At 67.3% G+C, this 23,265-nt stretch carries 15 protein-coding genes and 1 pseudogene; 4 read left to right on the forward strand and 12 right to left on the reverse strand.

Features of this window, described 5'->3' with window-relative positions; all coding sequences use genetic code 11:
• Positions 1 to 130: pseudogene (locus KME78_RS68490) on the reverse strand (IS256 family transposase); the annotation flags it as partial.
• Between the two features lie 387 nt (positions 131 to 517).
• On the opposite strand from KME78_RS68490, the gene KME78_RS58920 reads away from it, so the two are divergent.
• Entirely contained in the window at positions 518 to 1,033 is a 516-nt protein-coding gene (locus tag KME78_RS58920; protein WP_219539001.1) for a DUF6444 domain-containing protein, read from the forward strand.
• Complete coding sequence (locus tag KME78_RS58925; RefSeq protein ID WP_219539003.1) at positions 1,024 to 1,584, forward strand: IS66 family transposase; 561 nt, start codon at positions 1,024 to 1,026, stop codon at positions 1,582 to 1,584. Before KME78_RS58920 ends, KME78_RS58925 begins: the two co-directional genes overlap by 10 nt.
• Before the next feature lie 12 nt (positions 1,585 to 1,596).
• On the opposite strand, the gene KME78_RS58930 is transcribed toward KME78_RS58925, so the two are convergent.
• The 3 genes from KME78_RS58930 to KME78_RS58940 all read right to left on the reverse strand — a co-directional run bounded on the left by KME78_RS58930 (position 1,597) and on the right by KME78_RS58940 (position 9,928).
• On the reverse strand, positions 1,597 to 2,010 hold the full coding sequence (locus KME78_RS58930; RefSeq protein WP_219539006.1) for a hypothetical protein: 414 nt from the start codon (positions 2,008 to 2,010) through the stop codon (positions 1,597 to 1,599).
• 23 nt (positions 2,011 to 2,033) lie between these two features.
• Positions 2,034 to 9,374 carry an RHS repeat-associated core domain-containing protein gene (locus KME78_RS58935; RefSeq protein WP_219539008.1) on the reverse strand — a complete coding sequence of 2,447 codons (7,341 nt, stop codon included), beginning with the start codon at positions 9,372 to 9,374 and terminating at the stop codon, positions 2,034 to 2,036.
• A 449-nt stretch (positions 9,375 to 9,823) separates the two neighbouring features.
• The gene (locus KME78_RS58940; protein ID WP_372455130.1) at positions 9,824 to 9,928 is read right to left on the reverse strand and encodes an IS3 family transposase; all 105 of its coding nucleotides are present in this window, start codon (positions 9,926 to 9,928) and stop codon (positions 9,824 to 9,826) included.
• Positions 9,929 to 10,240: 312 nt separating this feature from the next.
• Between KME78_RS58940 and KME78_RS58945 the strand changes: the two genes are divergently transcribed.
• Entirely contained in the window at positions 10,241 to 11,890 is a 1,650-nt protein-coding gene (locus KME78_RS58945; protein WP_219539009.1) for a hypothetical protein, read from the forward strand.
• A gap of 379 nt (positions 11,891 to 12,269) precedes the next feature.
• On the opposite strand, the gene KME78_RS58950 is transcribed toward KME78_RS58945, so the two are convergent.
• The 5 genes from KME78_RS58950 to KME78_RS58970 are packed head-to-tail and all read right to left on the reverse strand — an operon-like array spanning position 12,270 to position 19,110.
• Entirely contained in the window at positions 12,270 to 14,615 is a 2,346-nt protein-coding gene (locus KME78_RS58950; RefSeq protein WP_246654860.1) for a glycosyltransferase family 39 protein, read from the reverse strand.
• Positions 14,612 to 15,778 carry a bifunctional glycosyltransferase family 2/GtrA family protein gene (locus tag KME78_RS58955; protein ID WP_219539013.1) on the reverse strand — a complete coding sequence of 389 codons (1,167 nt, stop codon included), beginning with the start codon at positions 15,776 to 15,778 and terminating at the stop codon, positions 14,612 to 14,614. Before KME78_RS58955 ends, KME78_RS58950 begins: the two co-directional genes overlap by 4 nt.
• A gap of 42 nt (positions 15,779 to 15,820) precedes the next feature.
• The gene (locus KME78_RS58960; RefSeq protein WP_219539015.1) at positions 15,821 to 17,155 is read right to left on the reverse strand and encodes a sensor histidine kinase; all 1,335 of its coding nucleotides are present in this window, start codon (positions 17,153 to 17,155) and stop codon (positions 15,821 to 15,823) included.
• A complete protein-coding gene (locus tag KME78_RS58965; RefSeq protein WP_219539017.1) occupies positions 17,152 to 17,847 on the reverse strand; it encodes a response regulator transcription factor in 696 nt (231 codons plus the stop codon). The genes KME78_RS58960 and KME78_RS58965 overlap by 4 nt, the downstream gene beginning before the upstream one ends.
• Positions 17,848 to 17,901: 54 nt before the next feature.
• Positions 17,902 to 19,110, reverse strand: a complete 1,209-nt coding sequence (locus KME78_RS58970) for a cytochrome P450 (protein ID WP_219539019.1) — start codon at positions 19,108 to 19,110, stop codon at positions 17,902 to 17,904.
• 90 nt (positions 19,111 to 19,200) lie between these two features.
• Between KME78_RS58970 and KME78_RS58975 the strand changes: the two genes are divergently transcribed.
• Positions 19,201 to 19,773, forward strand: a complete 573-nt coding sequence (locus tag KME78_RS58975) for a TetR/AcrR family transcriptional regulator (protein WP_219539020.1) — start codon at positions 19,201 to 19,203, stop codon at positions 19,771 to 19,773.
• On the opposite strand, the gene KME78_RS58980 is transcribed toward KME78_RS58975, so the two are convergent.
• From KME78_RS58980 to KME78_RS58990, 3 genes are all read right to left on the reverse strand, one after another.
• Positions 19,762 to 21,264 carry a phytoene desaturase family protein gene (locus KME78_RS58980; RefSeq protein ID WP_219539022.1) on the reverse strand — a complete coding sequence of 501 codons (1,503 nt, stop codon included), beginning with the start codon at positions 21,262 to 21,264 and terminating at the stop codon, positions 19,762 to 19,764. The genes KME78_RS58975 and KME78_RS58980 overlap by 12 nt on opposite strands.
• 152 nt (positions 21,265 to 21,416) lie before the next feature.
• Positions 21,417 to 22,271 carry an SDR family oxidoreductase gene (locus KME78_RS58985; protein ID WP_219539024.1) on the reverse strand — a complete coding sequence of 285 codons (855 nt, stop codon included), beginning with the start codon at positions 22,269 to 22,271 and terminating at the stop codon, positions 21,417 to 21,419.
• Positions 22,268 to 23,224 carry an NAD-dependent epimerase/dehydratase family protein gene (locus tag KME78_RS58990; RefSeq protein ID WP_219539028.1) on the reverse strand — a complete coding sequence of 319 codons (957 nt, stop codon included), beginning with the start codon at positions 23,222 to 23,224 and terminating at the stop codon, positions 22,268 to 22,270. Before KME78_RS58990 ends, KME78_RS58985 begins: the two co-directional genes overlap by 4 nt.
• Positions 23,225 to 23,265 lie beyond the last annotated feature (41 nt).

The following is a 23,265-nucleotide window of genomic DNA, read 5'->3' on the forward strand; positions in this document are numbered from 1 at the left end:
GGTTGTCGGCCTCGGCCGACATCAACGCTTCGGCCATGGTCTTCACCATGGATCGCAACATGTCGGGGTCGTCGGTCTCGATCTGCCGTGCCAGCCACTGCGCGGGCGTCACACTGTTGTCTGCGGCCATCGTCTGATCTCCTTCGATCTTGATCTTGCTACTCGAAGGATCACGCGATGGCCGTCGTCATTTCACGACGCCACGCTTGTGGCCAGGTCAAACTCGTACACCACTCCCGTGGACGCAACCCCGGCAGAGGGCGTTACAGCGAAGCACGCCCCCTCTGGGACGCTCTCGTCGAAGGACCCTGCCAAAGTCATATGACCTGATCTGCCTGAAAGGCTCTACACGCCCGCTCCCGCGTCCCTCCCTACCCGAAGTCTGGGCCTGTGGAAACACATCCAAGCAAAGGGGACAGTCCGTAGACAGCGCCTCCTCGCTGTCCCCGACAGCTATAGGCGAGTGTGTCCAGAGGCCCCGACAGTCAACGCTCAGTCGTGAGGTGTTCTGACCGCCTTGGCCAAGCAGGATGCGTTGATCGCGGCGCTGCTGGACGAGACCGAGCAGCTGAAACGGCGCGTGGGCATGAATTCCTCCAACTCGTCGATGCCACCAGGGTCGGACGGGTCGGCGGCGCGAGCCAAGCAGCCCAAGAAGCGTTCACCTCGGCCACGGGGCGGGCAGGCCGGGCACGAGGGGCATGCGCAAGCTTGGCGGACTGACCCAGACCAGGTCACCGTCGTGGTCCCCGAGGAGTGCGCCGGATGCGGTCAGAGGTTGGCCGGCATCGAGGCAAGAATTGCCGCCCGGGTGCAGGTGTTCGACACACCTCCGATGAAACTCCAGCTCACCGAATATCGGATGGTCAAGGTCACCTGTCCGGCTTGTCGGCGGGATCCCGGGCGGCCACTGGCCGGGGCCGCGCCGTTACGGCCCGAACGTACGCGCACCCACCGCGATGTTGGCCGCGATGTTGGCCTGAAACGGGAACATGAGCATCAGCCGGTCCGCCGACCTGATGAGTGCTGCTGAACGCGCCGGCCTCGACCGGGTTCGTTGGTGGCCTGGTCAAGCGCGTGTCCTCGCGGCTGGCCACCTTCGAAAGCGCGCTCAAGAATGCGCTGCGGGCCGCGCTGGTGCTGCACCACAACGAGACCCCCGCCCGCGTCGCCGCCGACAACGGGGATCGGCTGCTGTATGTCTCCACCGCCCGCGCCGACCGGCTGGTCTGGTTCGGCGCTGCCGACCACCGCGGCCATGACGCCCTGGATAGGGTTCGGGATTCTGCCCGACGACCGCAGCACCTGGTACGCGATGACTACACGGTCTATGCCAAGTACGACAAGGACCTGGCCGCAGTGCAACTGTGGTCTGCCAGGGTGTCGAGGGTTATCAGTCCAGTTTGGACCAGACAGAGAGTGAGTAGCAGGGCCGGTAGTCGATCTTCTTCAGCCTGCGTTCAGGATCCACACGAGTCCGGCCAGGTCGGCGATGACGGGAATGGTCAAGGTACCCATACCGCATACCCCGCCGTACCGCACCGAGAGCAACCCGCCACGAACCAAAGACAGTACGACATTTAAGGTGCAGTAATGTCAGCCCTCGTAGTGGGGCAGAAGGGTGATGAGTCGATAAATATCCACGGCCAGAGGAAGAGAAAGCGTGAGCACCAAAGCCTTGCTTCTCCAGAAGAACGCCGTGGCCGCCACAGTGAGGACGGCAGCAAAGCCCGATGCCACTGTAGTGACCATCACCATGGTGACATCGCTGTAGTCGGGCATAGAGTTATCCCAGTCATAGTTCGTCGGCATGAAGCTCACCAACATCGCGAGCAGCCCGACTCCCGCCGTAAGGGCCCCCATCGCAAGACGAGCAGTCCTGGCGTTCTCCTGCGCCTTTGAAGAAGGGCGTTGCCCCTCCTGAATCCATGGGAGATCCGCATCGAAGGATTCATTCAACGGTTCCACAGCCCTACCTTTCAGCGGTGCGAGCGCCGCATGACGCATCATCGATTCCTTCGCGCCAAGAAGAATTACATCAAAGTTTTCACTGTCGGCAGGTAGCCCATATACAGGTCGGCGTAGGTGTTTGCGTGCGCTCCGGATCCATTGTACTCGAATGCAACCCGGCGCTGCAGCCATGGATCATTCCATGAGTTAGGCCACCCAGCTCTGATATAAGCCATATATGCAGCGGTTACAAATATACTCACATTAGGGTCTCGAATAGTCGCCCTAAGGAATCCATATTGAGCGTCGGTCATATCGCCAGGCTTATACCCCAACGACTTTGCCGCATTTCTCATATTGATCGATCCGACGCCCCACGTCGTTACCCAATCTCGTTCCCCAGTCAACTTACCCACGAATCCCTCACGCCAAGTCATTGCTGCTAGGTTTGCGGACTCCGGTTTACCACCGGCTTCTGCGTAGAGAATTGCGGCAAGCAGGTAAGCAGGTATGTTGAACATCTGCGCGGCAGCCTTGATAGTACTCTTGTAGCTCGTTATGAATTTCTTCTTGAATGCCTCCACATAAGCCTTGGCCTCCTTTGCTTGGCCGGTCGCCTTCAGGTAGCCATAGTGCGCCGCCATCCTTTCGGTCCACACAGGGCCATTCTTGGTGTTGTTATTCATGGCCGCGACCAGAATATCTCGATGGCCTTTAGTAATACACCCGGGGATACCCTTCCAAGTGTAGCATCCGCCCTTTGCAGGTACTGCGGAACTGCCTCCGCTTGATGAGCCCCCCCATGCCCCTTTCAGGCCTTTGGAACGGAGCACATCCCAAAGTTTGGCCAGGCTCTCGTCGTCCATGCCCATGGCATAAGCGAACATGTACGCCTCTCGGGCGTCCTTCTTTTCTTTCCAGTATCCCGCTGGCGCGGACCGACCGTTAGGCATCAGTCCACGCTGCTTGGCCTCTTTATCAGACATGACGATCTCTGATGGTGGCGCGTAGATCGCTGCATAGCACCCCCATATGTCACAAGCTATGGCGCCGCCGTCGATGTCGCCTATCGAACATGGCTTTCCGATGCATAGCCCGCTTCCGCTACCGCCGCCTCCAATCACCATGCCATGTTGGGCGTAGTAATCGACGGCCGTCTGGTAGTCGATGCCTGGTGTGTAGGGCGAGTCCCAGGTGCCGCCGACCGCGTCGCCGGAGACGACGGTGGCGTGGCCGGTGGGGTCGGTGCCAGTCAGGGGGGAGGCGTTGGCGTAGGTGTAGCGGTTGGCTTGGACCGACGGGTTGGGGTTGAGGGTGGCGGTGTCGCGACTGGTGAAGGCTCCGGTGCCGGGCTGGTACCAGCGGGCGTGCATGTTGACCTTGCCGGTGTCCGGGTCGGTGTATTCGCCCTGGTAGCCAAGGGTGGTCTTGACGCCAGTTTGGGCAGTAACGGTGCCGAACGGGTCATATGCGGTGGTGGTGGCCAGCGCGGTGGTGCTGTAGGTGGCGACCAGGTCGCCGTGCAGGTCCGTCAGCGTGGCCAGGGCGGGGTTGGTGCCCTCTTGCTGGCCGAGGAGCGTGCCTCCTGCGTCGCGACCGTATTTGGCCTGGACAGCGCCGCTGCTGTCGGTGGCGGCGGCCAGGTCGTTGGTCAGTCCGGCGTAGGCGAAATTCTGCTTGGCAGCCCCATTTATACGCGAGCTGACGCGGTCGAAGGCGTCGTAGCTGTACAGCGAGTCGCCGTCGGCGATGAGGCGGTCGAAGGCGTCGAAGGTGTAGTTGGTGGTGACACCGGCTTTGGATTCCGTGGCCAGGGTGCCGCGCGGGGTGTAGGTGTAGTTGGCGCCGTCGCCTGAGGTGAGGCGGTTGCGTTCGTCATAGGCGTAGGTCTTGGTGCCGGCCTTGGTGCGGTTGCCGGACTTGTCCCACTCGTAGGCGGTGACTGCGCCGCCGGGGGCGGTCCAGGAGGTGAGGCGGCCGGCGTGGTCGTAGCCGTAGGTGTTGGTGCCCGCTCCGGCCAGGCCTGCGGTGGTCTTGGTGGTGAGGTTGTCGTCCTTGTCCCAGCCGTAGGTGATCTTGGCGAGTTGGGTGCCGGTGCTGCTGCCCTTGCGCAGCGTCTGGGTTTCCAGCCGGTCGGCGTAGTCGTAGGTGAAGATCTGGGTGTCGACCGTGGTGGTGCCGGTGGTGGCGGTCAGAGAGGACAGGTTGTCGGCCGCGTCGTAGCCGTAGGTGAGTTTGCGGCCGGTGACCGGTTCGGTGGCCGTTGCGGGCCGGTTGTTGGCGTCCCAGGTGAAGGTGGCGGTACCGGCGGCGTCCACGCGCTGGGTGGGCTTGCCGAGGCCGTCGTAGGTGTAGCCGGTCAGCTGGGTTGTGCCGCGCTTGATCGACAGGGGCAGGGTGCGGTCGTTGTAGTCGACGGTGAGGTCGCCGATGGTGGTGGGGCGGTCGGCCAGGTCGTAGCCGAAGGTGCGTTCCGCGGTGGCGGCACCACCGCCCGCGCCGGTCTCCTTGGTGAGTCGTCCGAGGTGGTCGAAGGTGCGGTCGATGCGTACCCCGCCGGGCTGGATGACCACATTGAGGTTGCCGGCCTCGTCGTAGCCGGTGGTCCAGGTGCGGTCGGCGGCGTTCGGGTGGGTGTTGGTGGCCGGTTCGGTGACCGTTTCGGCTAGGGCGAGGCTGTTATAGGTGGTCCAGGTGGCGTTGCCGCGGCCGTCGGTGAGGCGGGTGCGGGCGCCGGTGGCGTCGTAGCCGAAGCTGGTGGTGATCGAGTCGGTGGCGGAGGTGGGCTCGATCAGTGAGGTGACGCGGTTGAGCGCGTCGAAGGTCTGCCGGGTGGTGTGGCTCTCGCCGGAGGTGAGGCTGGTCTGGTTGCCGGCCGGGTCGTAGCCGGCGCTGGTGGTGCGCCGGATGGTCGAGCCTTCCAGGTCCTTGGCGGCGATCTTGCGGCCGGCCAGGTCGTACTCGGTGGTGGTGGAGTTGCCTCGCCCGTCGGCGGTCTTGATCAGGCGACCGGCCAGGTCGTAGTCCATCGTGGTGGTGATCGCCGTGCTGGTGCCCGACGCGACAGTCTGCGACCTCACTTCGCCGGCGGCGTTCGGCTTGTAGTCCGTGGTGACGGTTTTGGCGCCGGGCGCCTCCGTCTTGGTGAGGAAGCCCGCCTGGTTGTAGGTCAGCTTGGTGGTGTAGACGGCCGCGGTGGGCTTGCGTTCGATCTGGGTTTGGGTGACCTGACGGCCCAGGCCATCGTAAGTGGCCTCGCTGCGGGCGCCGGTCGCATCAACGGTGGCCCGCTTCGAGCCGTCCATGTAGTACTCGATGATCGACTGGCCGGGGGTCTGCCCGGCCGGAGCGGGGTCCGTGATGCGCACCTGGCGGCCGAGCTTGTCGTACTCGAACGTCGTGACGTAGCGGCGCGGGTCGGTGGTGGTGATCAGCTGACCGGCCGTGTCGTAGCCATATGCGGTGGTGGGAGTGACGGCGGTACCGCCGGGCGGGGTGTAGCTGGGCGCGCTCTGGCTGGTCAACCGGTCGGCCTTGTCGAAGACCGAGGTGACCGTCCGCCCTTCGGCATCCGTCGCGTGGGTCTTGGCGCCGAACGTGTCGTAGCCGTAGTGGGCGGTGGGGTGGGCGTCATTGGACGTGCCGGCCTTGTCCACCTTGACCTGCGGGCCGCTCGCCTCGATCAGTCGGCTGAGGGCGTCGTAGCGCATGGTGGTGGTGAAGTCAGCCGCGTTCGCTCCGGTGGCGTTGCCGCGCGGGTCGATGCTGGCGGTGGCCAGGCCGCGGTCGTCGTAGAGGGTGGTGGAGACCAGGTCCTGATCACCGTTCTCCACCGTGGTCGTGGTGAGCTGGTTGACCTTGTTGTAGGCGTACTCGGTGATTTCGGCGCGAGTAGATCCGGTGCCAGTACGTGTCGTCTTGAGCACGTTGCCATTGGCGTCGTAGACGAAGGTCGTCTTGCGGGCCAAGTCTTCGGGATCGAAAGTCTGCGAGGTCAGGCGGCCAGCGGCGTCATAGACATAGTCGGTAGTAATCGATTCGTTCCCGCCGGTCACCAGTTGGGTCTGGTTGCCTGCCGCGTCATAGGTGTGATTCTCCAGCACCACATCCGTGGTGGTGGTGGAGTTGTTCAGCAAGACGCCTACGGCGGTCTTCTTCTCCAGCAGGTTGTCATTGAAGTAGCTGTAGGAGGTCGTACGCTGCATCGCGTCCGTCTGCGTCTCAAGGCGACCGCCTGGGTCATAGGTGAATGACTCCAGCACCTCGTCCTTGGCCGGTTTCGGGTTGACCGGGCTGTCGGTCCAGCCCTTCAACGTGCGCGAGGTGAGCAGTCCGCGCCCGTCGTAGCCGTACTCGACCACCGCGCCCCGGGCATCGGTGACGGTGGCCAGTTGGCCGGTGGTGTTCCAGGATTGCCGGACGACGCCGCCCTCGGGGTCGGTGGTCGTTTCGAGCTTGCCATGGGTGTCATAGGTGTAAACGGTGGCCCGCTCGGCGTCGCCGCCGGTCAGGTCGGCGATGGTGTCGCTGAGCTTGTTGCCGTCCGGATCGTAGGCGAACGTGGTGCGCTGGGTGTGGGTAACCCCGGAGACCTCGTTCTTCACACCGGGCTCGGTCTGTGTCGCCGGACGGCCCAGCCCGTCATAGGTGAAGGCGGTTTTCACCCCGTCCGGATGAGCCTGTGACACCTCCGACTTCTCACGCAGCCGCCCCAGAGCGTCGTAGCTCAGCTTGACCAGCAGGCCGGCCGGACTGCTCTGCTCGGCCAGATCTCCAGCGGCGGTGTAGCGATAGGTCCAGGTGTTCTGCCGCGCATCCGTTTGTGACGCGATCAAACCGGCAGGGGTGGAACCACCGCCGATCGCCGCCTCACTGCCGTCGGTGTAGGTGACGCTGACCGAACGGCCGCTGGGGAAGTCTACGGTCGCTGGGGAGATCTGCTTGGTCTGCTCGCCGTAGGAGTTGTACTCCAAGGTGGTGGCGTAGGTGTTGTCGGTGGCGCTAGCCGAGCGAGCGTCGCGAACCTTGGTCACGCGGTCGTTGCGCGAGTCGAACTGGTCGTTCTTGTTGAGGTAGAACTCGGTGTAGGAGAGCTGGCAACTGTTGGACGTATGGCAGGTGTGGGTGGAGATGGTGTTGCCGCGCTTGTCGTTGCGCCAGGTGGTGGTGTTGTTGTTGGCGTCCGCTATCTCCGACAAAAACCCGTTGGTGTCGTAGTCGTAGTAAGTCGTCGCAGGCCGCTGGTCGGTCTTGGAGATCAGCCGGTAGCCACGCCAGATGTCGTGAACGGCCGTCAGTTTCTTGTTCTTCGGGTCGGTCACCTGAACCGTGGAGGTTCCCGCTGTGCGGTCCAGGACCGGTTCGGCCAGCTGCCAGGTGCCGCCGTGCTGGTCGGTGTGGGTCTTGATCCGCTCGGTCGAGGCGTCGTAGGTGTTGGCGGCCCAGATCCGGCCTGACGGGAGGGTGATCTTGACCAGTTCGTGCGGCGCGGCCAGCCTCGCGGCGTAGTGCCGGGCCACCTCCACCGCCGACAGCGGCCGATCGTAGACGGCGGCCTCATCGACCGTGGCGGCGATGCCGCCACCGATGTCCAGCCCATCGTCCTGGTTGATCGCGGCGACCGGTTCGGTCACCGTTCCGGCCTGCTGGCCGTCCAGATACAGCGTCTGCACGGTGCCGCCGACAGTGAACACCGCGTGGTGCCACTGGCCGTCCTTGACCGAGGCGGCCGACACGATCGGGGTGGAGTCCTCCTGGTAGGTCGCCGACAGCTTGCCCGCACTGGTCACCTCCAGCAGCGGAATGATCTCGCTGGGGAATTCGTAGCTGGTCGACATCAGCGTGCCAGTGGCCGTGGTCTTGAACCAGGTCTCCACCGACCCCCAGGCGCCGATCCGCGAGATCGCGTCAGAGGCCAGATTGATGTTCGGGGTACTGGAGGCGGCGATCTGCACCGCGGCATCCGTGGTACCCGCCAGCGCGCCCGGCTTGTTCAGCGTGTAGCCGATGTTGTAATGGGCGTCCGCGCCCATCCAGCCCAGATCTTTGGACGTCGACCCGGTGCTCTCACCCAGCCGCCAGTAGCCCATCGGGTCGGAATCGAGCACCGTGCTGCGATACAACGACCCGTTGTTGAGCTGATACACGGTGCAGGCCGTACTCGTCGTCGGGTCGCACACCTTCTCCAGCGCATCACCGTTGTAGGTATACGTCCAGGACAGCGCCTTGCCGTCCACAGCGTCGGTGGCCACGGTGGTCACATGCGCGCCAGTCCAAGAGAAGGTTAGCGACCGGCCGCCGGTCGCGGTCACCTTGGCCAGCTTCCCGTCGCTGCCGTACGTCAACTCCTGACCGCGGCCGCGACTGTCGGTCAGCTTCAGCAACCGGCCGGTGCCATCGAAGGCATAAGAGGTGGAGGACTTGTCCATCAACCGCCAGCTACCGTCGGCGTTCTTGGCCAACGTGGCGTACATGCCCGGCGGCGGTTGGAACGTGCCGTCATCCTTCTTGGCGAAGCGGGCCTGGCGGCCGTCCGGGTAGGTGACCAGCGCAGCCTCGCGCCCGCGCACGCTCTCGGCCACGAGCCGCATGTCCCACCGGGTCGACCAACCCGCCCCGAACGCGCCGTCCCGGCGCGGATCCATGCTGTTGTAGGTCCGCACCACCGACAACGGCGCACCCACCGTCGCCACCTGCGCATCGGTGAACGTGGTCGTGTAGTTGCCGGAGGCCTGGTTGAACTCCTGACCGTTGATGCCACGCATCGACAACTGCGAAGTGATCGTCGGCTGCCGCACCCCGATCACGAACGTGTACGTCGAGGACATCACGCTCTCCCCGCCCGTCGTCGAAGCGTCGCTGACCAGCACCCGCCACCAATACTGGCGGCCCCACCCGAGCGTGTCCTTGGGCACCGTCCAACTGTTGGACAACGGAATCGCGGTGACACAACCCGTCGACATCGACGGGTTGGTGCACACCTCGAATCGATAGCCGATCGACCCGCCCGGCGACGTCGTCGCCGTCACCGACAACGTCGGCTCCGTAGTCATCACCTGCACGCCATTGGCTGGCGACATCGACGTGATCGTGGGCGCCGAGGTCGTGCCGGACGTTGCCTTGGCCGTCAACAACCGCGAAAGAGAACCGGTCTGCTTGGTACGGACCACACCCTTGCGCAGTTCCTGCGGCACCGCTCCCACCGGCGCAGCCTTCGCCTTCGGCGTCCCCGGATCGGCCGTCGAGCGTGTCGCATCCGCAGAAACAGACGACGAAAGGCCGGCCCCGCTGCCCATCATCTGCTTAGGCGTGTCCGGCATGCCATCTGCCGCCGCCGTGACGACCGGCCTCCCCGAATCGGCCACCACCGGCTGCGCCTGCAACGTCAAAAGGCCCGGCAATGCCGCCATCAACGTGATACCCACGAGGCTGGACCGCACGCGTGCAGAACGAGACCATGCCAGCAACCGGCGCATACGCCGTCACACTCCGAACTACGCAGGACGCCTCACGACGCCGGACGAAGCTCCACCCCCCGGCACGAGACCGCGCGGTTCGGAGCAAGATTGCCAAACGGACCGAGCGTAAGCTGCGCATAAAACGGACACAAGATCGATTTTCGTGATCAATAGTCACGGAATGCGACTTACCACACGATCAGTCCGACATAGCGACATATATGAGCATGCCCGGCCAAGGGGTGGTAGATCGTGCTGCTTCGCTGAACAGGGAAGGCGTGCAGGACAGGCCGATTGCAAGTTCAGGCCGATGAGCCGCCTATCCACGACCCGCGTTCGGGCACCGGCTGAACCGCCCCGACTTTGGGGGAGACTTGGGTGTGCCCTGGGTCCGATGGAGTCGCGTTTCTGGATCGTCATGCCACGGTGGACGCGTTCTCGAACTGTATCGGGGTGAGCATGCCGAGGCTGCTGTGCCGTCGTTGCCGATTGTGCCAGATCTCCAGGTACTCGAAGATCACGTTCGGCAGCGCGGCGTGCAGGCACCTGCGGGCTCCGCCTCATCCAGGTGCAGCAGATAGGGCACCCCGCGCGGGGTGTAGCCGATACGGAACAACTCTTTGATCAGAGCGGTGACGCGGGCCAGACGTGCGCATAATCACGGTTTGACGTCACTTACCGGGGCTTGCGACCTGCTGAGGTCACCGTAGGTGATCGCCTTCTGGTCGCTGATCATCAGTGACTACTGATCGTAGATTTTGACCAGAGATGCGCTTGTGTGGCTTGATCAGGGCGCTTCATCGCTCCCCCACCCCTCCCGAGCGGAGATCCACGTGCGTCTCTTATCCGCGGAACGTCGCAGACCCGCCGCATCATGGCCGGCCGCCCTCGGCGGCGTTCTGACCCTGACCGCCGGCATCCTCATCGCTCTGGCACCCACCGCCTCGGCCAAGGACTCCATGACCGACCTCGGCGTTCTCACCTACAGCGGTGACCTGGTCGTCGGAGGCGACAAGGTCGCCGTCGCCGCCGGCGATCGCATCGTCGTCGCGGACACCACCGGCGAGATCGAGGGCGCTGTGACCGGCCTGTCCGGTGCCGACAGCCTGGCCATCACGCCCGACGGCGCCCGCCTCTACGCGGCGCTGTACGGCTCGAACGAGGTAGCCGAGATCAACACCGCCACACTGGAGATCACCCGGCGCATCGACCTCGCCGACTACCCATGCCCGGAGAGCCTGGCGCTCACCGGGGAGCGGCTGTGGGTCGGATACTACGGCTGCGGCACCGGGTACGGCGTCCTCGGCCTCGACCTGTCGGTGGCGGAGCCGGAGCCGGAGCCGTTCGACACCTCTCTCCTTAAGTCGGGCCCGTCTATCGCCGCAGCCGGGAACACGCTGGTGGTCGGCGAAGGAGCGGGCTATCCGACCGATCTGTTCGTCTACGACATCAGCGGCACCGCTCCCGTCCTGCGCGGCGAGATCGACGGGCACGTCACCGGAAACGGCCAGCTGATGGACGTTACCGTAACCCCGGACGGCTCGCACGTGATCTCGGCGTTCGCCCTCCCGTACTCGTTCGATGTGTGGGATGCCACCACCTTGTCGAAGGTAGGTGGCTATGACGGGCCCGCGTGGGCGACGGCCGTCGCCATCAGTCCGGACGGTGCCTACGTCGCGGGCGGGCGCGACAACGGCCAGGGGGTGGCGACGATGACGCTGTACGACGCGGACTCGAAGGCGAATCTGCACACCGAGAACACCACAGTGGGTCAGGTGGTCGGCGGGAGCGTCGCATTCTCGGGCCGGGACATCTTCAGCCTGGTGAGGTCGCGCACGAAGCAGCTCTACCTGTGGCGGCTGCACGACATGACTCTGCCGCGCTCCACGCTGACACTGACGGCAGCGCCCGGCGGGACGGCGCACCAACCGCTCACCATGACAGGCCAGTTGGCGTTCGCCGATGGGACGGCCCCGGGCGCGCAGCAGCTCGCGGTGACCCGTACCCTGCCCGACGGAACCAGCGCGGACTTGCCCGGCGTGACGACCGCAGCGGACGGAACCTTCTCCATCACGGACGCGCCACCGATCGGCGGGCAGCTCACCTACACCGTGCGCTGGAAGGGCGACGAGGAACACCGGTGGAGCAAGGCCTCGGTCACTACTGCGGTCAGGTACGGCACAGCGCTGACATTGACGGGGCCGACGAGTGCGGTCGCAGGCGAGCAACTGGTGTTCAGCGGAGTGTTTCAGGTCGAGGGCACCACTGTGCCGATCGGCTCCCGGGTCACCGTCCAGCGCACTCTCACCACCGACGGCAGCGGCCTCCGTCGGTGGTCGGCGAGGATCAACAACGGATCGTACCTCTTCGTCGACACGCCGGAGGCGGGTGAATATACCTACACCGTGCTGTGGCCCGGCGACAGCAGGACCGGACCAGCACAGGCCAGTCAGGCCGTCAAGATTGACGAACCGAGCAGGTGACCGACAGCGCTGCCCGGCCCTGCCGCCGCCGGGCAGCGTCTTTCGATGATCTTGCCTTGACACGGTCCCCCTGATCGGTCAACGCGTGATCACACCAGGGTGCGGCCGTCGTCCCAGCACCGCCGGTGCAAGGCCAGCGGCCTGACCCACGTCTCGATCACTACTCGAAGAGGGACGGGTTCCGGCGCCTCTGCGAAGGATCTCGGGCTTGTCCTGCGAGAAATCGATGAGCCTCGTCGGTTCGTCACCGCGTTCGCCGGAGTCGATCGTGGCGGTCCACGACGCGCACCCTCTGCCTCGGCCCCTTGGAAGCTCTCTCCGCTTCCTGTAGCCCCCCGGGGCGCCGCGTCGCTGCAAAACGCGGAGCCCCTTGGCTGGATCATGAGGAGCAGTCGTACAGCCCGTCCTGGCCGGTCACACTCTTGCAGTTGGCCTGGACCCAGGTGGTGACCTCGCTGTTGCCTCTGCCGGGGCCGCCGCGGTCGTCGCCGCCGGCCATCACGTAGCGGAGCTTGCCGGATGAGACGAGGTCCTTGAGCTTGGTGACGGTCATGGCGGGGTCGCTGCCAGTGAAGCCGCCCATGGCGAGGACCGGCTTGCCGGTGGACAGGATGGTCGAGGAGGCCTGCATGGCGCTGCTCACGGCGACGAGCCATTCGGCCTTGCCTTGGTTGGCCACCAGGTAGGAGACCATGGAGCTGCTGATCCCGCCGCCGGGACCGCCGCCGCCCATCCGCCCAAACCGCCGTTCCGTCCCCTGTCCGTCCTGACCCTGGCCATCTTGGCCCTGACCATCGCCCTGCGGGACCTGACCCTGCGGGAATTGGCCCTGCCCGTCCTGGCCCTGCGGCATCTGGCCTTGAGGCATCTGCCCCTGCGGGAACTGGCCCTGCGGCATCTCGCCCGGCCGCATCTGGCCGCGGAAGCCGCCGCCCCCAGGGCCGAAGCCCATCCCGCCGCTAGACGGTCCTGCGGTGGGGTTGCTGCCGTTGACCTGCGAACCGAGAGGCGACACCGCGAACGCTGCCGGTCCGGCGAGCCCGGCGATCGCCGTCGCCACCAGCGCGACCGCGGCCGCCTTCACCGCGATCTCCTTGCGGAACTTGGCCAGCACCAGCCCCGCCACCGCGACCACGGTCGCGGCGAGCACCGCCCAGGCCAGCCACGGCACGAAGTCGGGAGTACGGCGGAGCACCACGAACGACCATGCGCCCGTGACGGCGACCCCCAGCGGCAGTGCCCAGGCCCACACCTGGGAAGAGCGCCGGTAGGCGCCCCACATGGCCAGCCCGCCGAAGGCGGTGACGGCGGCGACGGCCGGGGCCATGGCGGTCGTGTAGTAGGGGTGGAAGGTGCCGCTGGCGAAGCTGAACACCATGAAGTGCACGACGAGCCAGCCGCCCCAGACCAGCCACGCGGCGAGGCTTGCCCCGGGCTGACCGGCGGTCCCCGAAGTGCCGACAGCCCCCGAAGCGCCAACCGCTATGGGCGGGGCAGTGACCTCGGGCGCAGTGCCGACCTTGGAACCGGCGCCAGCCGCGGTGCCACCCTCGGGCGTGACCAGGCCGACCCAAGGAGTGGTCGCCTCAGGCTTAGCGGCGGCGCTCGTGGCCGTGTCAGCCCCCTGCGGCGCAGTGAGCTTGGCGCGTCGCCACCGCGCGGTCAGCGCGAACACCAGGGCCAGCCCGCAGAACGGCAGCAGCCAAGAGATCTGCCCCGCCATCGTCTCGTTGAACAGCCGGTCGGCCCCGGCGGCACCGCCGAACGAGGCCCCACCACCGCCGCCGAACCCGCCCCCACCGCCACCCGGGCCGCCGCCACCTTGACCGAAGATGCGCCCTAGCCCGTTGTACCCGATGACCAGGTCCCACACGGAGTTGTCGGTCGAACCACCGATATAAGGCCGCGAGTCCGCAGGCAGAAGGTCCACGATCACCATCCACCAGGCGCTCGACACCACCATCACGGCACCGGCGGCCAGCAGGTGACCAACGCGCTTGCCCCAGGAGACCCGAGCACACAACAGGTACGCCAGCACAAAGGCGGGCACCACCACATACGCCTGAAGCATCTTGACGTTGAACGCCAACCCGACGAACAACGCACACACCAACAGCGACCGCAACCGCCCCGTCCGCAGCGACTCCAGGCAGAACCAGGCCGCCAGCACGAGCAGGAACACCAGGATGGTGTCAGGGTTGTTGTCCCGGTTGATCGCCACCGTGATAGGCGTGAGCGTCATGACGACGGCCGCGATCAGGGCGGCCACGTGCGCCTGCCCTACCTCCGAGTGGGCAGTCGCGGGCCGAAGAACGGGGAAGGCACGCCGTACCGACGAGTAGACCAGCCCGACTGAGGCCACACCGGCCAGCGCCTGCGGGATCAGCATGCTCCAGGTCGAGAACCCGAAGACCCGCGCCGACAGCCCCATCACCCACAGGGCCAGCGGCGGCTTGTCTACCGTGATGAACGAGCCGGAGTCGAGCGCGCCGAAGAAGAACGCCTTCCAGCTCTTGGTGCCCGACAGGATGGCCGCGGAGTAGTACTCGTTGGCGTTGCCGCTCAGCGCCCACGTATAGAGGACGAAGGCGACGGCCAGCACGATCCAGAGCGCGGGCCGGGACCAGCGAGGATCTTCCGGGGCGCCGCGCCAAACAGCGCCGCGCCAAACAGCGCCGCGCCAAACCGAGCGGCGGTGGCTCGGCTGGTCGAGGGTCATGGTCATGAGGTCCTCCGGCTCGGGTTGAAGACCCAGACCCGCAGCAGGAGGAAGCGGACCAGCGTGGCCAGCGCGTTGGCCATGACGACCGCGACCAGTTCCACGCCGTGGGAGACGGTGTCGGGCAGCAGGGCCAGGCTGCCGGTGGTCAGCACCAGCCCGACCAGGAACGCCATCAGGCCCTCGAACTGCTGCCGCATGGCCCCGGCCGACCCGGTCACGCCGAAGGTGAAGCGGCGGTTGGCGGCGGTGTTGGCCACGGCGGTCACCAGCAGCGCGATCGCGTTGGCCACGAGCACTGGGATCATCTGCCGCAGCCCCGAGAACAGCAGCAGGTACGCCAGCGTGCTCACCACGCCCACGACGGCGAACTTGGGCAGCTGCGCCGCCATGCCGCGCGGCAGCTGGGCCTGCGACACCCGGGCGGGCACCGGGATGCGGGCCGCGCCGGACAGCGTCTTGCGGGCCACCCTGAACAGGCCGCGCAGGTCGTCCTTGGCGGTCTGGAAGACGTCCACCCGGCTGTCGGGGTCGTCCACCCAGTCGACGGGCACCTCGTGGATGCGCAGCCCGTGCCGCTCGGCGAGCAGCAGCAGCTCGGTGTCGAAGAACCACTGCTCGTCCTCGACGGCGGGCAGCAGCGCCTGCGCGATCTCGGTGCGTACGGCCTTGAACCCGCACTGGGCGTCGGAGAACCGGGCGCCCATGAGGTGGAGCAGCAGGTTGTACGAGCGGGAGATGAACTCGCGCTTCGGCCCGCGCACCACCCGCGACGCCCTCGCCAGCCTGGTGCCGATGGCCAGGTCGCTGTGGCCCGACAGCAGCGGCGCCACCAGCGGCAGGAACGCGTCGAGGTCGGTGGACAGATCGACGTCCATGTAGCTGACGACGTCCGCGTCGCTCTCCGACCACACCTGGCGCAGCGCCCGCCCGCGTCCCTTGCCGTCCAGGTGTACGGCGCGCACGTGGGGTAGCTCGGCGGCCAGTTCGATGGCCAGTTGCCAGGTGTTGTCCGTGCTGGCGTTGTCGGCGATCGTGATGCGGTAGTCGTACGGGAAGGTCCCCGACAGGTAGGCGTGCAGCCGGCCGATGCTGTCACGCAGGGCCCGCTGCTCGTTGTAGACCGGGACGACCACCTCGACCAGGCGGGTCTTGAGTGTTGTGTGCATGACCCGAATCTCTCGTTCAGGTCTTTAACGCGACTTAGCCGATTATGAGTGCGGGGTGAGATTCCCGGGCAGTTCGAGGATCGCGATCGCGCCGCCGCCGGGGGCGTTCTCCAGGCGTACCTTTCCCCCCACCTCGGCCACGGCCTGCGCGACGATCGAAAGCCCGAGTCCCGAGCCGGGCAGGCCGCGCGCCGCCGGCGAACGCCAGAAGCGCTCGAAGACATGCGGCAGGTCCTCTTCGGGGATGCCGGGGCCGTGATCGCGTACGGTCAGCTCGCCTTGGCGCAAGGTCACCTGGACCTCGCCGTCCGGACTGAACTTGGCGGCGTTGTCGATGAGGTTGAGCACGGCACGTTCCAGCGAGGCGGGACCGCCGACGACGTACCAGGGGGCCAGATCGGTGGCGACCGCGGCCCCGCGCAGCCGGGCCCGCTCGGCGGCGGCCCGGACCACGTTGCTGAACTCGAGCTCGATGTGCGGCTCGTGGTCGGTGTCGCCGCGAGCGAGCTGGAGCAGGTCACCGACCAGCGTGGACAGCTCGGCGAACTGCGCCTTGACGTTGACGAGCAGCCGTTCCTTGGCGCCGGGGTCGAGGCTGCGGCCGGTCTGCTCGCTGCGCAGCAGCAGGTCGATGTTGGTACGGAGGGTGGTCAGGGGGGTTCGCAGCTCGTGTCCGGCGTCGGCGACGAGCTGCTGCTGGCGTTCACGGGATCCGGTCAGGGCCGTGGTCATGGCGTTGAAGGAGGCGCTCAGGCGGGCGATCTCGTCATTGCCCCGCACCGGGATGCGGGTGTTGAGATCCTCCGTTCTGGCAATGTGCTCGACCGCCTCTGTGAGGTGGCCGACAGGGCGCAGCGCCGTACGGGAAATGGCCAGGCCGGCCCATCCGGCGCCGAGCACACCCAGCGCGGCGACAGCCGCCAGCGCGAGGGCGGTGTTGCGCAGTGTGTACTGGAGGTGAAACAGCGGCCTGGCCTCCAGTACGGCCAGGCCGGGCGCGAAGTTCGTCGTGACGACGCGCATCGGTGTGCCGTCCTTGGCGACGCCATCGCGGTAGATCGGCGGACAAGGGTGACCGACAGCCGCCTTGTCCTCGTCGGTCGCCACGATCGGCGAGCCCAGCGAGCAGGTGGTGCCGTTGGCGTCCATCAGAGTCACTATCCCGCCGAACTTGTCGGCGGTGCCCTGCGGGGTGCAATGGTCGGTCAGATACTTCTTATCCCCCGGTCCTTCGGGGTCCATGATGGTCTGGTCGAGCTGGCGTACCAGCTGGTTCTGCACGATGAACCACGACAGCGTCGCGCAGGCCGCAATGGCCACTGCCACGGCGAGCGTGACGAGCAGGGTCAGCCGGGAGCGCAGACTGCCCTTTCTCACGGCGCAGCTCGCAGCGTGTACCCCACCCCGCGCACCGTGTGGATCACCCGCGCCTCGCCACCGGCTTCGGTCTTTCGCCGCAGATACATCACGTACACGTCGAGCGAGTTGGACGTCGGCTCGAAGTCGAACCCCCACACCTCGCCCAGGATCTGCTCACGGGTCAGCACCTGACGCGGATGCGACAGGAACAGCTCCATCAGCAAGTATTCGGTCCTGGTGAGGTCCAGCCGCCGCTCGCCCCTGGTCACCTCGCGGGTGTCGGGGTCCATGCGCAGGTCGCCGTAGCTCAGCGTGACCTCGGGGGCGCCGGTGTGCAGCGCGCCCCGCCGCAGCAGGGCGCGTACCCTGGCCAGCAGCTCGTCGAGCTCGAACGGCTTGACCAGGTAGTCGTCGGCGCCCGCGTCGAGCCCGGAGACCCGGTCGCCGACGGCGTCGCGGGCGGTCAGCATGAGGACGGGGATGTGGTTGCCCGTTGCCCTGAGCCTGCGGCAGGCGGTCAGCCCGTCGAGGCGCGGCATCATGACGTCGAGCAGCACCGCGTCATACGTCTCGCGCGCCAGCTCGTCGAGCGCCGCCTGCCCGTCGTTCGCCGTGACGACCTTGTAGCCCTCGAATTCGAGGCTCGACTGCAACGCCTCGCGCAACGCGGGCTCATCGTCCACCACCAGCAACCGTGCAGGCTCACTCATGCTCTTAAGCTAAGGCCCCATCATGAAAACGCTATGAACGGTTTCGGGGTTGTTTCATGAGTGCCGCCACGTGACGGGCATGGCGTTCGCCCCGAAGATGACCTGACAGTACTTGAACGGAACCTCCTCCTCGTTCACCGCGAGACGCAGCGACGGGATGCGCTCGAACAGCGTCCGGTAGGCGATCTCCAGTTCGGCCCTGGCCAGGTTCTGGCCGAGACATTGGTGCACGCCGTAACCGAAGGCGACGTGGTGGCGGGCGCCGCGGTCGATGTCGAAGTCGTCCGGCCGCTCGAAGGCACGCTCGTCCCGGTTCGCCGAGGCGCCGAGCACGAAGATGCCCTCGCCCTTCCTGACGAGCTGACCGCCGATCTCCTGGTCCTCGACGGCCACCCGGTCGAAGGCCACCCAGTCGACGATCGACAGGTAGCGCAGCAGCTCCTCGACCGCCATCGGCCACAGTCCCGGGTCCTCCCGCAGCCGGGCCAGCTGGCCGGGGTGGCGCAGCAGGGTGAGGACGCCGAGCGGGATCATGTTGGCGGTGGTCTCGTGGCCCGCGATGAGCAGCAGCGAGATCATGCCGACGATCTCGTCGTGGTTCACCTCCCCCGCCGTGATCAGCCGCCCGAGCAGGTCGTCCTTCGGCTGCCGCGCCGCCTCCGCGACCAGGTCGGCGAGGTAGTTCTTGATCTCTATGATCGCCGCGAAGCTCGCCTGCGGGTCGTCGCTGGACACCATGGTGCGGGTACGCGACTGGAAGAACTCGTGGTCGGCGTACGGTACGCCGAGCAGCTGGCAGATGACCAGCGACGGCAGCGCCAGCCCGAAGTCGGCGACCAGCTCGGCGTCCGGGCCCTTGGCGAGCATGTCGTCGATGAGCAGGTCGGCGGTCCGCTGGATGCCGGGCCGCATCTCCTTGACCCGCCGGACGGTGAACTCGGGGATGAGCAGCCGCCGGTAGCGGCCGTGTTCGGGCGGGTCCATGTCGATGAACTGGCCGACCCTGAACCGTTCCATGACCTCCCGCTGCTCCTGGGTGGGCTCCTCGGCGGTGAAGGCGTTGTTCGGGTGGCCGGGGGTGGCGGGGCTGGTGCTGATGCCCTGGCCGTTCAGCACCTGCCTGGCTTCGGCGTACCGGGTGACCAGCCAGACGTCGCCGTGGGGCAGGGACGCCCGTACGAGCGGCGCCTCCTCGCGCATCCGCTCGTACTCGGGGGGCGGGGCATACGGGCAGGTGCGCGGGACGGGGAAGGATGGGGTCATAGTCTTGCTCCCTACAAAGCCGGATTCGCATTGCTTACTTACGCGAAAGTAAGCAATGCGGGGGCTTGACGTCAAGTGGACGGGAGCGGGATGGCTGGGCGGCGGACCGACACACGTGAGCGGATCCAGCGGGTCGCGATGGAGCTGTTCGCCGAGCGGGGCTACGACAAGACCACGTTGCAGGAGGTGGCGGAGCGGCTGGAGATCACCAGGCCGGCGCTCTACTACCACTTCCGGACGAAGGAGGAGATCCTCACCAGCATCGCCGACGGGTTCATCTCCTCGCTCGACGAGCTCGGGGAGTGGGCGCGGGCGCAACCGGACACGTTCGAGGCCCGGCAGGAGATCCTGCGGCGGATCGCCGGGCTGCTGGAGGACAAGTGGCGGCCGCTGATGCGCTTCGCCCAGATGAACCAGGGGGCGTTCGCCGAGACGTCGGTGGGCGACCGGATGCAGGAGCGCATCATCTCGTTGCTGTCGGCGCTGAGCCGGCCGGGGGGCGACGTGGTCGTGCAGTTCGAGGCGCGGCTGGCGGTGTTCGCGCTGATCCTGGGCTCGGTGCCGGAGGTGTTCGGCATGGACCTGCCGCCGGCCGAGCTGGCCTCCGCGGCCATGACCGTGGCCGTCCGATTGGTCGCGGACCACGAGCCTTCAGGTCAGTAGGGCCATCGCCGCGTTGTGGCCGCCGATGCCGCTGACGCCGCCGCCCCTCCGGGCGCCGGCGCCGCACAGCAGGATCCGCTCGTGCGCCGTCTCCACTCCCCAGCCGCCTTCCTCCGCGTACGGCCAGCTCAGGTCCCGGTGGAAGATGTGCCCGCCGGGCAGGCCCGCCTCGTTCTCCAGGTCGACCGGCGACTTGGCCTCGATGCAGGGCGTGCCGTCAGGGGCGCGCAGGAGGCAGCCCTCGATGGGCTCGGCCAGCACGCTGTCGATGGACGCCAGGGTGGCCTTGAGCGCCTCAGCCCTCGCCTTGTCTGGATTCTCCCGGAACAGGCGGGCGGGCATGTGCAGCCCGAACAACGTCAGCGTCTCCGCCCGCCCCCGCAGCTCGGGGCCGAGGATCGACGGGTCGGTCAGCGAGTGGCAGTAGACCTCGGCGGGCGGCAGATCGGGGATCTGGCCCCGGGCCGCCTGCGCGTGGGCCATGGCCAATTGGTCGCGGCTCTCGTTGATGTGGAACGTACCGCTGAAGGCCGCTCGCGGGTCCACCGAGGCGTCCTTGAGCTGCGGCAGCCTGCTCAGCACCATGTTGACCTTCAGCTGGGCACCCTCGGGCACCTCCGGCGTCGCGCCGAGCAGCCGGTCGAGCACGGCCGGCGGCAGGTTGACCAGCACGTGCCGCCCCGTGACCGTGTGCTCGCCGTCGTCCGTGCGGAACGCCACCTCACCCGACGGCGAGATCCCGATGATCTCCGCCCCGGTCCTGATCTCGGCCCCCGCCTGCCTGGCGGCCGTTTCGAGCGCCCCGGACACCGCGCCCATCCCGCCGACCGGCACGTTCCAGTCGCCTGTCCCGTCGCCGATCACGTGGTAGAGGAAGCACCGGTTGGCCAGCAGGTCCGTGGCGGGATCGGCGAACGTGCCGATCAACGCGTCGGTCAGCACCACGCCACGCACGGTGTCGTCGCCGAACCGCTCGTCCACGACCTGCCCGATCGGCCGCTGGAACAGGTCCCGCCACGCCTCGGCGCCCACCAGGCGTTCGATCTCGGCGGGGGTACGCAGGGGTTCGAGCAGCGTGGGCGCCAGGACCCGGGCCACCTTGGCGGTCAGTCCGTAGAACTCCTCCCACGCCCGGCGGTCGGCGTCGCCTCCGGTGACGGCCCTGAACGAGGCGGCGGTGGCGCCTTCGTCGCCGTCGTCCACGAGCAGGCCGGTGTCGCCGTGGGGCGTGTAGGAGGAGTAGCGCCGACGGCGTAGGTCGAGGCGGAGCCCCAGGTCGCGGACGATCTCGGTGGGCAGGAGGCTGACCAGGTAGGAGTAGCGCGACAGCCGTACGTCCACGCCCGGAAAGGGCCGCGCGGAGATCGCCAGGCCGCCCACGTACCCGAGCCGCTCCAGCACCAGCACCCGCCGCCCGGCCCGCGCCAGGTAGGCGGCCGCCACCAGCCCGTTGTGCCCGCCACCCGCGACAACGACGTCATAGGACCCCATATCCGCACCATACCTAGTGATCGCCGCCGTAAGGTGCCGAGGCATGGCGAACGACCACACAGCCTGTGTTCGTGTGAACGTCGAGGTCCGTCGGCGGCAAGGTCGAGGCCGACGGCATCGGGGCCGCCGTCCTGGAGGAGACCGCCTATCGCCTAAGAAGCGCGGACGACATCGGCCAGCGGGGTGGCGGGCCGGCCGGTCAGCCGGGGAATGGCGTCGCTGACCCCGTCGAGTTCGCCCCCGGCTATGGCGGTATAGGTGGAGACCCAGGCGTCGACCTGCCAGTCAGGGGCGCCGTAGGAGGCGCGGGATCGGTAGGCCTCCTCCACCGTCTCGGGATGGTAGGTGATGTCGCGGCCGGTGGCCCGCGACAGGATCGCGGCGACTTCGGCCAAGGTGAGGGATTGCGGGCCGGTCAGGTCGTAGGTGGCGCCGGCGTGTTCGGGAGCATGGAGCAGTACGGCGGTGGCGGCGTCGGCGATGTCGTCCTGCGCGACGACCGCGGCTCGCCCCTGTCCGGCGGGGCCCCGTACGACGTCGTCGTCACCGACCATGGCCGGCAGGAAGTCGGCGTAGAGGTTGTCGCGCAGGAAGGTGAAGGCCAGGCCGCTGGCGCGGATGTGCTGTTCGGTGGCCCAGTGGTCACGGGCGAGGGTGAACGTGGCATCGGGGGCGGCGCCGTAGAACGAGATGTACACCAGGTGGGCGACGCCGGCCTCGGCGGCGGCGTCGACGAAGGTGCGGTGCTGCTGGAGGCGGTCGGGCGTTTCCGAGGCCGACACCATCAGGACCCGGTCGACGCCGTCCAGGGCCCGCAGGATGGCCTCACGCTCGCCGAACCCGCCACGGACAGCGGTGGCCCCGGGCAGCCGCGGGGCCCGATCCAGGTCGCGGACCACCATGGTCTGCGGGGTGCCGGCGGCGGCGAGCCGCCGTGCGACGCGCCCGCCGAGGTTGCCGGTGACACCGGTCACCGCGATCCTCGCGTCGGTGAACTGACTCGTCATGAGCGCGTCTCTCTTTTCGGGTGCTTCGTCTCGTGCCTTACTACCAGGTCGGTGCCGGTGATCCAGTCGGTGACGGAGCGGTGCCGCGGGCTCCAGCCGAGAAGATCGCGCGTACGGGTGGTGCGCACGCGGCTGTTGGAGCCCAGGGCATGGCCGGCGAACTGGGGATCCCAGACGTTGTCCGGCGAGCCGGGGTCCCAGGGCTGTGGGCCGGGCAGGCCGAGGGAGCGGGCGATGGCGCCGGTCATCGCGGCGAAGGACTCCTCACCGTTCTCGACGAAATAGAAGGTGCCGGGGGGCGACTTCTCCAGGACGAGCAGATACAACTCGGCCACGTCGTCGACGTGGACGTTGGACCAGATGTTGCGGCCGGTCCCGACGTGGCGGACCACCCCGCCGGAACGTGCCTGACGCACCAGTGCCGCGATCAGGACGCTGTCGCGGCCCAGGCCCCGTCCGGGCCCGTAGATCAGGCTGTTGCAGAGGACCGCGGAGCGCACGCCCTTCTCCGCGGCGCCCAGGACCAATCGGTCGATGGCGACGCGTGCCTTGCGGATGGGATGGTCGGGCTCCCAGGCGGAGCCCGCATCGAGAACGTCCTCGCCGAAGATCTCTTCGGACGCCTCCCCTTGGGTGCCGATGGCCACGATGCTGGAACCACTGGTGTGGATCAGCGGCTTGCCGGACCCGGCCAGAGCGGCGATGAGCGTTTCGACGGCGCCGCGATGGTCGCTGCTGGCCGCGTTGACGACGGCGTCGGCACGGTGGGCCTGCTCGGCGAGCACAGCCGTGTCGTCCAGGGTGCCCACCACCGGCCGGATGCCCAGCCGGGCGAGCTCCTCGGCTCTGGCCCGGTCGCGGATCAGGCCGGTGACGAGGTGGCCGGCCTGAAGGAGGTGGGCGGCGACGGTGCCGCCGATGTAGCCGCTCGCGCCGGTGACGAAGACATGCATCGAAAGGGTGCCTTTCCTGTCGGGACCGGACAGCATCGGCC

Origin of the sequence: Nonomuraea guangzhouensis, assembly GCF_019396345.1 — a bacterium.
GTDB classification, from domain to species: Bacteria; Actinomycetota; Actinomycetes; order Streptosporangiales; family Streptosporangiaceae; genus Nonomuraea; species Nonomuraea guangzhouensis.